The 13,100-nt window shown below is 49.4% G+C and carries 12 protein-coding genes; 1 reads left to right on the top strand and 11 read right to left on the bottom strand.

Annotated features, from left to right (window positions below; translation table 11 throughout):
* Nucleotides 1-297 precede the first annotated feature (297 nt).
* Nucleotides 298-1,314 carry a tRNA dihydrouridine synthase gene (locus tag K3T83_RS09000; protein ID WP_220202633.1) on the bottom strand — a complete coding sequence of 339 codons (1,017 nt, stop codon included), beginning with the start codon at nt 1,312-1,314 and terminating at the stop codon, nt 298-300.
* A 216-nt stretch (nt 1,315-1,530) separates the two neighbouring features.
* Nucleotides 1,531-2,220, bottom strand: coding sequence for a glucosaminidase domain-containing protein (locus tag K3T83_RS08995; RefSeq protein ID WP_220202632.1), 690 nt, complete (start codon nt 2,218-2,220; stop codon nt 1,531-1,533).
* 181 nt (nt 2,221-2,401) lie between these two features.
* Between K3T83_RS08995 and K3T83_RS08990 the strand changes: the two genes are divergently transcribed.
* Nucleotides 2,402-3,595 carry an acyl-CoA dehydrogenase family protein gene (locus K3T83_RS08990; protein ID WP_220202631.1) on the top strand — a complete coding sequence of 398 codons (1,194 nt, stop codon included), beginning with the start codon at nt 2,402-2,404 and terminating at the stop codon, nt 3,593-3,595.
* Here K3T83_RS08990 and K3T83_RS08985 read toward each other — a convergent pair.
* From K3T83_RS08985 to K3T83_RS08945, 9 genes are all read right to left on the bottom strand, one after another.
* Complete coding sequence (locus K3T83_RS08985; RefSeq protein ID WP_220202630.1) at nt 3,590-4,180, bottom strand: class F sortase; 591 nt, start codon at nt 4,178-4,180, stop codon at nt 3,590-3,592. The two genes, K3T83_RS08990 and K3T83_RS08985, sit on opposite strands and share 6 nt — an antisense overlap.
* A 71-nt stretch (nt 4,181-4,251) precedes the next feature.
* The gene (locus K3T83_RS08980) at nt 4,252-4,980 is read right to left on the bottom strand and encodes a DedA family protein (protein ID WP_220202629.1); all 729 of its coding nucleotides are present in this window, start codon (nt 4,978-4,980) and stop codon (nt 4,252-4,254) included.
* 169 nt (nt 4,981-5,149) lie between these two features.
* Entirely contained in the window at nt 5,150-5,836 is a 687-nt protein-coding gene (locus K3T83_RS08975) for a hypothetical protein (protein ID WP_220202628.1), read from the bottom strand.
* Between the two features lie 67 nt (nt 5,837-5,903).
* Nucleotides 5,904-6,590, bottom strand: coding sequence for a CpsD/CapB family tyrosine-protein kinase (locus K3T83_RS08970; protein WP_220202627.1), 687 nt, complete (start codon nt 6,588-6,590; stop codon nt 5,904-5,906).
* Nucleotides 6,591-6,730: 140 nt separating this feature from the next.
* Nucleotides 6,731-7,555 (bottom strand): YveK family protein, encoded by an 825-nt coding sequence (locus K3T83_RS08965; RefSeq protein WP_220202626.1) that lies wholly within the window; start codon nt 7,553-7,555, stop codon nt 6,731-6,733.
* Nucleotides 7,556-7,588: 33 nt separating this feature from the next.
* A complete protein-coding gene (locus tag K3T83_RS08960; protein WP_220202625.1) occupies nt 7,589-8,725 on the bottom strand; it encodes a glycosyltransferase in 1,137 nt (378 codons plus the stop codon).
* A gap of 5 nt (nt 8,726-8,730) precedes the next feature.
* The gene (locus K3T83_RS08955) at nt 8,731-10,269 is read right to left on the bottom strand and encodes a sugar transferase (protein WP_220202624.1); all 1,539 of its coding nucleotides are present in this window, start codon (nt 10,267-10,269) and stop codon (nt 8,731-8,733) included.
* 82 nt (nt 10,270-10,351) lie between these two features.
* The gene (locus K3T83_RS08950) at nt 10,352-11,539 is read right to left on the bottom strand and encodes a glycosyltransferase family 4 protein (protein WP_220202623.1); all 1,188 of its coding nucleotides are present in this window, start codon (nt 11,537-11,539) and stop codon (nt 10,352-10,354) included.
* A 241-nt stretch (nt 11,540-11,780) separates the two neighbouring features.
* Nucleotides 11,781-13,088, bottom strand: coding sequence for a peptidase dimerization domain-containing protein (locus K3T83_RS08945; protein WP_220202622.1), 1,308 nt, complete (start codon nt 13,086-13,088; stop codon nt 11,781-11,783).
* Nucleotides 13,089-13,100: the final 12 nt, after the last annotated feature.

Below are 13,100 nucleotides of genomic sequence, written 5' to 3'. Positions count from 1 at the left end.
TTAGCTTTTTCTATCCCTCGTTGTAGTGGGTGGAGAACTTTGGCTTGATGCGCAGCTACCCCTATAATCATTCATGATGGCACCGTACATCTCCCCTGCATCCTATCTTGTGTATCCAACCTCTTCTGATTTGTTCCTTCTTTATTTCTTGGTATATATGTAAATATATACTGACTACCGGTAGATTCTTTCGGGACAGCAACTATTGTTGTGTGCCTTTAAATCTGTGTTGAGCTTTTTAGAGGGATTTCACTATAAACGGGAGTTGCCCATATGGGCAACTCTTTCGTGTTATTCCTAATGAATAGACAGGGATCGCTCAGCATAATCATGAACAAATGCCGTTACAACCTGCTTTGTCTCTTCAGGATTTTGTGTTTCCATCAGTTGCATACGAAGATCCTGGGCACCGGGGAAACCGCTGGCATAGACTTTAAAGAATTTTCGTAGGATCGGAAAATGCTTTGTCTCTCCCCAGGTCTCGGTCCACATTTGCATGTGCTCAAGAAGGAGTTGCATTTTTTCTTCTGGCGTTTTATCGCTCAGGGTGATGGTTTCTGAAAACAGGTAAGGGTTTTCAAAAATGCCTCTGCCAATCATCGCACCATCAGCTCCGGCCTCGGCAACTTTCTGCCTTGCCTCGCCCAGTGATTTGATATCCCCATTTCCGATAATCAGCGCATTGCTTTGCATCTCATTGCGTATGTCAACCACCGTTTTCAGCTTATCCCAATGTGCTGGGACTTTGGACATTTCCGAAACGGTACGGGCATGAACCGTCAGCACTGCCGGGTCTTGTTCCAGGACAAATCTGATCCAGTCAAAGTCAATAGCGCGGAATCCCAGCCGGGTTTTGACGCTAACGGGAATGATCCCAGCTGCGCCTTCCTTTGTCGCGATAATAATTTCTTTGGCTAGCGGTCGGTTGTTAATCAGGCCAGAGCAGACACCCTTCTGGAGTACGCCAGAGGCGGGGCAGCCCATGTTCAGGTCTATCCCATCAAATCCCATCTCGATGAGTTTTTTTGCGGCTCTATAGAAATTCTCCGGTTTGCTGCCCCAAATCTGAGCAACGAGTGGTCGCTCGATTTCCGTATATTGCAGCCGGGACATCACGGCTCGTTCGCCTTTTGAGAACATCCCTTCCACATTCGTAAATTCGGTGAAAAACACCGCTGGTTTGCCGCAGCGGGCAATCACCTGGCGAAGCACCGTATCTGTGACATCATCCATCGGCGCGAGCACAAAAATTGGTTTTTCTAACCTCTGCCAGAAATTAGAGCGGTCAGAGCGATTTTCCAGTGTATCATTCATTCTCAGTCTGTTTCCTCTGCAACAGCCACGCTTTGAGATCGCCTGGTAGCAAGTACTATGACATAGACGTATGGAGTAGTTTTGTATCAGCAGTGACAGTTGTTTTTGTTACATGGAGCATGCTCGTGGTGGTTTTCCACCGGAGTACCTGTCGCTTTCCTGGTAGTATACCTTATCTCGATGCTGCTCGTCCATACCTTGACGAGAAAGATAAGGCTACACCTCAACAATACCCTGTTGCCATTTGGCGACTGCTCGTTTCACCGATAAGATATAGGCTTGTTCGTCGTTGTGATCCTCAGCAGGAGCGTAGACGGGGACGATCCTGTCAACAGTAGAAAGCTTCCATTTTTGCACATAGGTATTAGCAATCAAGCGATACCAGGCTTCAAAGCCCTCTTCCCAACTGCGATATTTACGATAGCCCTGGTATTCCGGCTCTCCCTCTTTGGCCCTGATATTGCCCAGCGACAGCGTTTTCTTTGCCACTCCCTTTGTACCGAAGGTGCTTTCATGCATAAAGAAAGCTAGCGCGTAGGCAGGGTCGATATGATATTTGACCCCATAATTGTAGAGACTTTGACCTTTCCCCTGTGCTGGTGAGTCATATCGTTCCAACACCTGATTGATAAAGTTGACCTCAATCGAAGGATCTCCCACGACGCTATAGGGGCCCGCTGGCAGGACAAAGGGTTTGTCAGGAGATGATGTAGGGGTGGGAGGACGCGAAAGAAGCCAGGTAAACATACACATACCAAGTGTCAGGAGCAGGATAAAACAGCCCAAGATAAGTAGAATAATCGCTCCAAACACGCGAGATTTCGAGCGAGGTTTGCGGTAGGGGTATCTGTAGTATTGTGGCGGTTGGTAATAATTGGCATGGTAGGCGGGATATTGCTTTGACATCTTGTCCCTTTTTCTTTGCTAACCTGGACTATCTGTACAAAGTATACGCGTGAGAGTGCGAGATGTTACAAGCGCATACGATTAGTCTCGATCTATGCGATATAATAGCGAGAGGGTTGTGTTTGCGCTCAAGGGAGAGCGCGCCCTGGATCGAGTTCATCAGAAAGAGGATGAGATTCTTATGGTACATAAAATAGCCGAACATCAGACACAAGTTCCGCCAGCCACCGACCTCTACCAAATAGATCACCTTCTCAGTGAAGAGGAGCGCATGGTGCGTGATACCGTTCGCAAATTTGTGCAAGAACGCGTATTGCCGATTATTGATCAGCACTTCGAGCAAGGAACATTTCCGCGCCAGCTTATTCCCGAGCTTGCGGAGCTTGGCCTGCTTGGTATGCATCTTGATGGCTATGGATGCGCCGGATTGAGCGCCGTCTGCTACGGATTGGCCTGTCAGGAATTAGAAGCCGGTGATAGCGGCCTCCGCTCGTTTATTTCTGTCCAGGGATCGCTGGCGATGTTTCCTATCTTTGCCTTTGGATCGGACGAACAGAAACAGCGTTGGCTTCCTCCAATGGCGCGTGGGGAGGTGATTGGCTGCTTTGGCCTGACGGAGCCTGACTTTGGCAGCGATGCCGCTCATATGCGTACGTCAGCACGGCGCGATGGCAATGATTATGTACTGAATGGGACAAAGATGTGGATTACCAATGGTAGCATTGCGGACGTGGCAGTTGTGTGGGCGCGCGCTGAGGATGGTATTCGCGGATTTCTAGTGGAGCGTGGGACGCCGGGCTTTACCACCAGCGATATTCATCGCAAATTATCGCTGCGTGCCTCTGTTACTTCTGAACTACATTTTGATGATTGTCGCGTTCCAGTAGAGAATATGTTGCCGAACGTACGTAGTATGCGAGGCCCGCTTTCCTGTCTGGATGAGGCGCGTTATGGCATTGCGTGGGGAACAACTGGCGCAGCGCGGGCGTGCTTTGAGACTGCTCTGGAATATGCAAAGACACGCGTGCAATTTCAACGCCCGATTGGCAGTTTCCAGCTGGTACAGCGGAAGCTCGCGTTAATGGCAACAGAACTGGTCAAGTCACAATTGCTGGCGTTGCAGCTTGGACGCTTGAAGGACGAAGGGTTGCTCCATCCAGTCCAGATATCTGTTGCGAAGAGAAATAATGTGCGTGAGGCGCTGGAGACGGCCCGTGAAGCTCGGACGATTCTTGGGGCAAATGGTATTACGCTCGAATATCCTGCCAGCCGTCATATGAATAATCTGGAGTCGGTTTTCACCTATGAGGGAACTGATGACATCCATACGCTTATCATCGGGCAGGCGCTCACCGGACTTAATGCCTTTTCATGAGTTTACTTGCGTCGTGAAGACAACCAGGCGTTCATCATAGCCCTGTCCGGTCCAGACCCCACTACAGGTAATCAGATTTAGATGATGCCCACTAGTGGGGCCAAAAACAGCGTTTAGAATGGCTTTTCCGGGGGCATTGGCAGGGTACTTGACGACGCGATCTACCGCGAATTTTAACGCTCCTTTGCCTTGCGTCTGTACAATAACCAGATCGTGGGGTTTCATCGTATGCAGGGACCAGAAGATGGCCGGATCGCCACCCACGCGATCTACATGCCCGGCGATAACCGCATTGCCGTTCTGTCCGGGCGCTGTGCCGGGCGCATACCAGAAAACGCTGCTCCAGTATGGGGAATTGACAGCTTGCGAGGTTGGGGCATCCATCTGCCCGTTTGTAGTGGTTCCTACGTTGAGTACAGGAGTATCAATCTGTAGGCTGGGAATGCGTAGGTGAAGCGGTTGCCAGGGAGTAGGCTTTACGGGAAACGAGGTCGCTAGCAATGCAGTGTGCGTCTGGTAGTTGTAGATGAGTATGCCTGTGAGAATGAGTAGAAATACGCAGATGTAAGGCAAAAATTTTCTCATCTATAGTACTCGTTCCACGGCTTCTTGCCGACAGCATGTTTTGCCACTGATAGGATCGAACGCTGGCATGTTTATGATGCCGGGTCTTGATCCTGCTCAGAACGGATCAGGTGCTTATCGAAACGGCGTTTTAGACGCCAGCGAACAATCAGAAAGGCTATAACTACAACCGCAATGATAATGCTTCCTGTGACCCAACCAAGCGTTTGTGCCAGATGTTCTATCTCTGCAAAATTGTCATGAAAGACGCGACCGGCGATATACCCGAGCGTGCCATAAAGCGTTGCCCAGAGAATACCTCCAGCAGCATTATACACCACAAATGAGCGCCAGTGCATATGGTGCATGCCGGCAAGAAAGGCGGCCCAGATACGTAGAATAGCGACGAAGCGGCCGAAGAAGACGGTTTTCCCTCCATGTCGTACAAAGAAACGCTCTGCATAATTCAGGTGGCGTGGCTTGACGAAGAAGTAGCGGCCAAAACGCTCTACGAAGGGGCGTCCCCCAGCTTGTCCTATATAGTAACCAAAATTGTCACCCAGAATAGCTCCCAGTGCAGCGCAGGCGATGACAAGAACGATATTTAAGTGGTGGTCCACTGAGGCATAAAAAGAGGCTAAGAGCAGCATGGTTTCACCGGGAAATGGGATGCCCGTGCTTTCGATCATGACGAAGAGCAAGACAGCTGGATAGCCAAAGTTTGCCAGGGCTTGCTGAAGAATCTGTAACGGGATGAATGAGGCCATAATGTAGCTCAGCTTGCCCAACATCCATAAGCGAGTGCTGGATAGCCAGTTCATGCGTGTTATCCTGATTCTATAACATGAGAACAATTCTATACTTTTTGGTTGTTTATTTTATCTAGTGTCTTTAGATAATACGCAGGGGAGAGCTTCTGTGTTGCTTTCTTATAGTATAGTAAAAAGTGAAACGCAGCTCTTCCTGCGTTTCACTTTTTATATGAGGCTGCTATTTACAGGAGGATGATTGCTGACTGGGTCCGAGATTTTTGCCGTAATCAACGACTTTCCAGGTATTCCCCTCCGTATCCTGTTGCAAGGTCAGACGAATCTGATATGGTTTGGATAGTTTGCTCCTCTTGATCGAGAAGGCATATGACTGGCTGGTATCCTGATGTTGGGCACTATCTGCGACCTCGCTGAAATCGGTGATCTGACCAGAGCACCGATCATCGCTCAGCGCGTGTTTCGTAAAATCATCCTGTGACATTTGTAGGGTGATTGCCGCGCCGAGATCTTTGTATGCCTGGGCGTAATCTTGCTTAGAAAGGGCAGTAAGAAAATTTGTCGCCGTAGTTGCTGCCCCGCTACTGGCATTCATGCTGTTAACCAGATTGGTAGCGAAGAAGCCTCCTGCACAGGCCAGGATAGCACAAATAAGAAAAAGGCTACCAATCCAGAGAAGGCGTTTGCGCAGGCTTTTTGGCTCGACTTCCTCGCGTTTGGGGCGTGCTACACGCGGCGTGGCTGGTGGTGGATTAACGCGTGGCACATTTGGTGGCTGGCTAACGCGTGGCATACCAGGAGGACGTTGCGGAATAGCACGGTGCTTGCTTGTTCCATTAAGTGAGGCGATTGGTTGCGTTCCTGATGGTCTTTCCCAAGATTCACCGCCTGGACCGGGTTGTTCTTGCATTTCTGTCCTCCTCAAAGGTCACAATATGTCCAAATGTGTTTATCGAACTGGTATCCTCCGCATCGTGCTACCCATCCAGCATAACAATGCCGGCGAGCTTTGCATGTGCGAGTTGTAGTTGCTCCTGGGCTTTCTTCGCTTGCGTACGTGTGGTCTGGCCAGCACTGATAAGCAAAAACGTTTGCTCAACGAGAGAACTGATGAGCGGGGCATCAACACCTTCCAGAACGGGTGTGCTGTTGCAAATAATTATACTGGTCCTCTGCTCTGCCTCTACTAAAAACTGGCGTAGGCTAGCAAGTATACCTTGCAACTTCATTGAAAGCAAGCGGCTTATCTCGTGAGATTGCAGAGAAGATGTACCTATGCTTACCAGGCGCAGATCGGGAACAAACGTTTTGCTCAGAAATTGGGAGATGTTTTCTTTGTGTACTGCTTGCTCTGTGAGCCAGTTACTAAGACCGGGAGCATTTTTCGCTCCGAAGCGATGATGGAGATTGGAGGTTCGTAGGTCGCTATCAAACAATATCGTTGGCGTTCCGTTGAGTGCAGTTGCAATTGCAACATTTGCAACAATAGTTGCTTGTTCTGGACAATATGCTGGGGCAGTCAGCAGAACGGTATGCTGTTTTGTTCGTGTGTTCTCCCAGTTAAAGCGAATATTTGCAGATAAAGCATAGTATGCTTTGCTATAAGCTGAATCAGCAACATAGTCGGTGAGCAGCGTCACCTGTTCTTTATCCTGTATACCCACGAAAAGCTCCTCTACTCCTCTCTCATAGCGAAAGAGGTTGGGGCGGTCCGTTAGATGGCCTTACCTCTTGCCAGGACTGCTTGTACTATAATAACTTCACCAATGCCTGTCAACCTGTTTCCCCCAAATGAGTTGTAGGTTTAAGGTGCCGGTACAGAATGCGAGGTATTCTTACCGGGAGTGGGGGCTGGTGGGATCTCTCCTAAGCAGGGCAGTTGCAGCAGTTGCTCAACCTCTTCCTTGCTGCGAATACGATCATCAAGATATTCCACGAAAAACGCCAGGGCTATCGCTATGGTACAGGCAACGAGCAAAAGCGCTAATAACAGGCCGGGCTTGTTTGCAGCTGGCCCTGCTACGAGGACGGGAGCTGATGGGAAGCCTATGATCCGGGCAGAGACCATCGGATAAACAGGATTGGCTGAAACCGATGTGGGAGTTGTACGAATATCATCGTTAAGATAGGTGCCGAGATGTGCCGCGCTGACCTCTCCAATTGCATGGGCAATCGCCCAGGCTCCCGCAGGAGTATTCCAGTTGACTGAGACCGTGACAAGGCTATGGACGCGTGATGTGCTGATAGCGGCGCTGATGGCAGCCGGGTCTTGCCAGTTGCCGAGGTCCGCCTGCGATCCATAGCGTTGGGTAATCTGGTCCATATCAGACCGAATCTGTTGTGAGACTTCAGTTGCAAATGCCTGTGAATTGATGATGGGAGCGCTTACGATGGTATCTGCCAACGTTTCTGAAACGGAGAGGTAATCTGCATAATTCTTGTCGCTGTTGCGAGAGTCAGCCTGCAATCCAACACGTATAGTGATAGCAGATTGATACTCTTTTAGCATACCCGGCGTTTTATAGATGTGATAATATTGATATGCAGCATAAAAGGCAACGATCAGTATTATGGGAAAAATGACCCAGAAACGCCTCTTCATGATGACCCAATAAGCGCGTAGCTCCACGATAGATAACCCCTTTCTGTAGGCGTGTTGTTTTTAGTATAACAAGCCATTCATAGGAGTCGAAGTCTCTTTTGTTTGCTCGGCGTTCATTCGGGCTTCAATGAATTGCATAATACGTCGTTGGAAACGTGGAGTGTCGAATTCAAGTGCGTGGTTACGGATCGCATCAGAATCAAAGTTGCGTTCGTTGAAGGTCGCAAGAACTTCTACCAGACTATCTACCGTTTGCTCACGGAAAAAGAGGCCAGTGACGCCATCAACCACAGAGGCCAGTGCTCCTCCCGCGCCATACGCGACAACGGGGCGTCCGGCTGCCTGGGCTTCTAGTGGCGTGATGCCAAAATCTTCATCGCCGGGGAAAAGAAACGCGCGACAATGTCTGTAGTAGTGGATGACTTCTTCGTCTGAGAGCCGACCGAGAAAGCGGATAGTTGGTCCCGCCATGCGCTTGAGCCGTTCTTCATCGCGCCCTTTGCCAATGACAACTAAAGGCAACTGGAGGCGATTGCAGGCTTCGATGGCCAGATCAAAGCGTTTGTAGGGAATGAAGCGACCGAGCGCCAGGAAATAATCTTCTATTTCGGTGGCTGGGGTAGCCGGGAAGCGACTGGCCTCCACCGGTGGTGGGATCACAACGGCCTCGCGCCGATAATATTTCTTGATGCGCTCGGCGATCACCGGAGAATTGGCGATAAAGTCATCGACGCGCATTGCGCTGGTTTGATCCCAGACGCGCAATCCCGTGATGAGGAATGGCAAGACGCGTCTCGCCACCTTGCCTAATTGTTCTCGCTCAACATATTCCTCGTAGTTCCAGCACCAGCGCATGGGAGTATGACAGTAGCAGATATGGAGCGTGCCTGGTTTGGTGATGACGCCCTTGCCGAAGGCGCTGGAACTGCTTAGCACGAGATCGTAACCGCGCAGGTCGAGCGACTCCATTGCAACTGGATAGAGCGGTAAATAGGGTTGATGATGTTTTGTGACCAGGGGGAGCTTTTGCATAAACGACGTACGAATATCCATTGTGCGGAATGCTGGATCGACGCGCTCCGGGTCATAAATAGAGGTATAGATAGGTGCCTCGGGAAAGATGTCATGAAAGGCCATTACTACCCGCTCTGCACCACCCATTTGATTGAGATAATCGTGAACTATAGCAACCTTCATACCGATTAATACGCTCCTCGCCTGAATAACACTGCCGGAATGGTACGCAAAAGAATCTGGAAATAGAGACGTAAGGACCAGTTTTCGATATAATAGAGATCCATAAGGACGCCTTCGTCAAAGCTCAGATCGCTGCGGCCTCGCACCTGCCACAATCCGGTCAGGCCTGGTTTGATAGCCAGGCGGCCTTTCTGCCATTCTTCATACTGGGCGACCTCGCTGGGCAAAGGTGGACGTGGACCAACCAGACTCATTTCCCCTTTTAACACATTGAAGAGCTGAGGAATTTCATCCAGGCTTGTCTCACGTAAAAACGTCCCGATAGGCGTGCGGCGTGGATCATCCTTCATCTTGAAAAGTGGACCTGACACCTCGTTTTTGCTTCTGAGCTGTACTAGTCGTTTGTCAGCATCCTGATACATCGAGCGGAATTTGTAAGTGATAAAGTGCTGACCGTTCAAGCCAACTCGCGTTTGCCTGTATACGATTGGCCCTGCTGAGGTTACACGGATGGCAATGGCGATAAACAACCAGAGCGGTGAGCCAACCACCAGCCCTAAGATAGATAAGGCAATATCTACCAGTCGAGTAATGACTCGTTGCAGCGTGTTGAGCGAGACCTGCTTGATACCGATTAATGGAATACCCTCCATTGTTTCCATATCGATGCGTGAGAGGCTCAGCTCGTAGAGATCAGGAATCAGCTTGAAGGAGGTACCCAGACGTTCGCACATTTTGACGCTGCGAATAGCATACTGATGCATATTCGAGGGCAGAGCAATGATGACCTCATCCACCTGCATTGAGCGGATAACCGGTCCGATATCTTCCAGCGTACCCAGCATTTTAAAGCGGCCAAAGTCGCTTGGAGCCTCGTTCATATCGTGTAGAAAGCCGATGATCGAATAGCCAAGATTGGGGTTCGCAGCAATATGTTGCATCACCATTTTCCCCAGGCGTCCAGAGCCAACGACCAGTAGACGGGTTTCTCCCAGACCGACCCGGTAGAGCAGCCCCATTGCTCCTGAAACGATCAGGCGAGCGCCACAGAGCAGAACAATTGCAGCCGCCCAGACAAGCAGCACGATCAAACGCGAATTGGCCTGGGGCTGAAATGCGAAATAGTAAGCAATGAGAAAGCCCATGCCAATCGTACAAGAACTGATAATATTCCACGCCTGCCGGAACCAGCTTCCTGTAAGGCGAACTTTATAGAGTCCACGCAGAGCAAAGATCACGAGCAGGCCAACAATGACGCCAACATGCAGGTACAAAAACGGCTGACTATTGATCGGCCCCAACGACGATCCCGTGACGCGTGGATCATTTTCAAGCAGGTTGGAACGAATGATATTGAGCGTTTTGATGAACAGGTTGGGTTGAGAATCGAGATAGATACGAAAATAATAGGCCCATTGAAATGCTGTGCTGATGAGCCACGCATCTAAAATGATCATGGCAATGCACTCGAAGATGCGCCATTGATGACGATGTGAGCGCCGTCGCGAGATCGCCTTCGCGATTGGTCCCGTTCCCCCTATCATTTCGGTCCTGTTCATTCTATCTGTAATTGATGTCTGTGATAATTTACTGCTATTCACGACTCAAGCCACTATTCTTCAACTCTTAGGAAACAAACGCTACACGTTGCATACGTTTTTGTAGGGTATTTGCCGCTTGCTCGTACACCTCTATGGTTTGTTGGGCCATACGTTGTGCAGAGAATGTTTGAGCTACAGACGACGCCTGAATACGACTTCGTTCTTTTAACTCTGTATCGGTCAATGCCCGGTAGAGAGCCTGGCTGACAGCCTCGACGCTTTGTGGATCGACGCATAAGGCAACCTGCGCACCGGCTTCTGGCAAGCTGGATACATTAGAGGTGACAACAGGTATACCACAGGCCAGGGCTTCAGCTACTGGCATCCCAAAACCTTCATAGAGCGAAGGGTAGGCAAAAACTGACGCCGCTTGATACCATTCTACTTGCTCACTATCGGGGACGTAGCCCGGAAATATAACCTCGGCTTCCAGCCCCAGTTCGTGTACTCTGGCAAAGATGGACTCGTAGAGCCAGCCTTTACTTCCTGCCAGCACCAGCTTTTCACGGACCCCATAATCTTGGCGTAATTTATGATAGGCATTGATAAGCGTTGGAATGTTTTTGCGTGGCTCCAGCGTGCTTAGATAGAGGATGTAGCCATCCGTCAATCCATGTTTTTGACGGAACTCCTGTACCTTTGCTACTTCAGAAACGTTTGAGAAGCGCTGGTCGATACAAGGATAGACGGTATGCAGCCTGTCGAGCGGAATATGTACCAGATCATGAGCATCCTGTTTTGTGCTTTCTGATACCGTGATGATTTTTGTTGCGCGGCGAAGGCTGCGAATGGTGAAAAGGTGATGGTAGATGCTTTTGGCTCTAGTAAGAACTTCTGGATAACGCAGAAACGCCAGATCATGTAACGTCACAACTGTCGCACAACGACGTGGTATCCGCACGGGAAGCACATTGACTGGCGAGTGTAGCACATCGATTCGCTGTTTCTGTAAAAGTGAAGGTAAGGTGCCTTGTTCCCACAGCACTCGCTCAATGGGACGCGTCTCGGACCAGGGAGCGGAAATATAGGTAATTTGAGGATGCTGGACTCCTAGATGCTCAATAACATCTGGCCCATTCACATATACTGTATATGTATGTTCCCCAGGGGCTTTTGCCAGCTCTGTCAGCAAATAACGGATATAACGGCTGACGCCACCATTTCTATAATTTTGCCCCAGGGATAACAATTGAGCGTTAATACCTATGTGCATATTGACCGCGTTCTCCTATGGCAATATAACGTCTCTGGAGTTCATGAGGTAACAAATTCGTACTTTTCTTCCTCTTATATGTCAGGTAGTCTCATTAGCAAACATCTTTTCTAGTCTACTCTTCTGAGAGCAAGATCTCAGAACAGATGGCCCGAATTGCCTATATGGGCTGTTTTGTTTATCCATACTATAGAGGTGAACGATGGAAAAGTCAGTTCTTACATTTTTAAAGATGATTTTCCTATATCATATTCCCGAGCTGATGGAGGATGAGGGCTGTCTGCCTCAGTTTGTGTTTTAGAAGCGCTGTTACGGTGGGATGATTCCATTGTGAGGGTGAGGTTCGGGGAATACCTGTTGAAATGGTGAGAATGGGTATGTTCGCCTGCTGCTGCAAAGGAGCGAGTGGATGGCTTGATGGCGTGATGGGAAGCATGAGTGGAGCATGTTTCCAGGCTTGAGTTATGGCACTGGAGACCAGTTGGACAAATGGATGTGAGCGCGGTGTATATGCTGGTGGGCAGCTGGAGCGCTGCTGCACTTGAATATCGGAGAAGCCATGTTCTTGCAGGTGATGCTGTAGCCTGGCAAAAATATCATCTGGTTCCTGTCCAGGCACCAGAGAGAAATCAACCAGCGCTTTGGCCTGTGAAGGGATTTGTGCTGATGTCTCGTTGCCCCCCGTGATAAATTTGATTGTGCAGGATGGCGTCAATAGGTGAGCATAGTGCATTTGTAGTCCACGCACTCCTAGCAGCAGGTCAGGTAATCCCCATTGCTCGACTAATGCGGATGCTGTATCAGGCAAGCTGTACAACGCTGCATCATCTTCAATGGGAGTGATTGCATCATAGAAGCCATCGATCATGATCTCTTCACGTCCATTCTTCAAACTGTTCAAAGCCCAGAGGAGACGCCATGCAGCATCAGGTACAATTGATCCATAGTGAGAGGAGATGGGGGTTGCTGTGACGTGCGAGGCCAGCTCGATATTGAGTAGCCCTTTGCACCCTGAAAAGAGCAATGGCGTATCCTCTGCAATCGAGAATAACATGTTTTCTTCAGATGTACGTATTTCGTCGCAGAGGCAACCATCTGCTTGCAGGGATTGACGACCTTCTTCTAGAAGAGAAGGCAGAGAAGCTGGAGGGGAAGCGCTCGTTGTATCTGACAGGTTGAGGAGCCATTTGATATTGACCGGTATATTGCCTGTCCACTTACGGTAGAGTTCAACAGTCAGTATCTGGCTGGCGATAGCGCACGCATCCCAGATATTGAGAGAGCCGGTTGCATAGCGGTTGTAGAGCAGGATGGTGTGGGCGGCACCTGTGTCCAGTTTGCTAAAGATCCATGCAGGGTCATGGCTGAGCAGTGTTGTGTGAAAGCCATGACGTTTCAGTAGTGGGAATAATTGGTGATAGATAGCTGAAGGGGTTTCTAATTGTCGAGCCTGGTTAAAAAGAGCGTGGAATTGCTTCCATCCTTCAAGGCTGGAGTGATTATACTCGTCAATATGGTGAAGAAGTCTTTCATGATCTAAAGAAACCATATATAATACAAG

Source organism: Reticulibacter mediterranei, assembly GCF_016587455.1.
This window is presented reverse-complemented; position numbering and strand designations above follow the sequence as displayed.